Genomic DNA, 648 nt, shown 5'->3' with positions numbered 1-648 from the left:
CCCGGCGTAGCCCAGCGCAACTGGTTTCGCTGGAAAGAGGATGAGGCCAACCCCAGGTCGGCTAAGCAGCTCGGTGACGGCATGCTGCCCTGTCCGGATGCTACGCTGGAGCCTGAACGGGATGCGGTAGTGCTACCGTGGGCTGCCACGACCACGGGCACCAACGGCCTGCTGCTGCTGCCCATGTACACGCCCCGCCTCGGACAGGCCTCGGTCGAGCAGCAGTTCGACACGAAAAGCCCTGTGCCCCGGCTGGTGCTCCAAACGTTTGCCGCCCGGTCCGTTACGCTGGTGGTGACGCACTCGGAAAAGCGGGGCTCGGAAACAGTGGAGGTCAGCAGCGCCGCCGAAACGGCCCGCATCAGCCCGCGCGTGTCGGTGTTTGTCAGCGCCACGGAAGCGCAGGACCTCGACTTCCAGCGCAGCCTGCTGCCTGCCTACTACCAGCACCTAGGCGCCTTGTATACGCGGCCCCTTATTCTCAAGCCTTCGGTTCGGCTGAGCGGGCTGGAAGTGACCGACTTCTCGCAGCTGGTGCCCGTGTGGCTGGAAGCCGAGGGGGCTTTTTTCTACGTCAATAAAATCGATCAGTGGGAAAGTGGTGACGCTTCTACCCCGGTCGATCTCTTACGCCTGACCTACTAAGCC

The 648-nt window shown here is 63.6% G+C and carries 1 protein-coding gene; it reads left to right on the top strand.

Translation table 11 applies throughout. From position 1 onward, the window contains the following. A partial coding sequence (locus DNI29_RS24670) for a hypothetical protein (RefSeq protein WP_162303747.1) occupies positions 1 to 645 on the top strand: 645 nt, incomplete at its 5' end. Positions 646 to 648: the final 3 nt, after the last annotated feature.

Source organism: Hymenobacter sediminis, assembly GCF_003231285.1.
GTDB lineage: Bacteria > Bacteroidota > Bacteroidia > Cytophagales > Hymenobacteraceae > Hymenobacter > Hymenobacter sediminis.
Note: the sequence above shows the minus strand (reverse complement) of the source record. Positions and strands in the feature narration are given on the sequence as shown.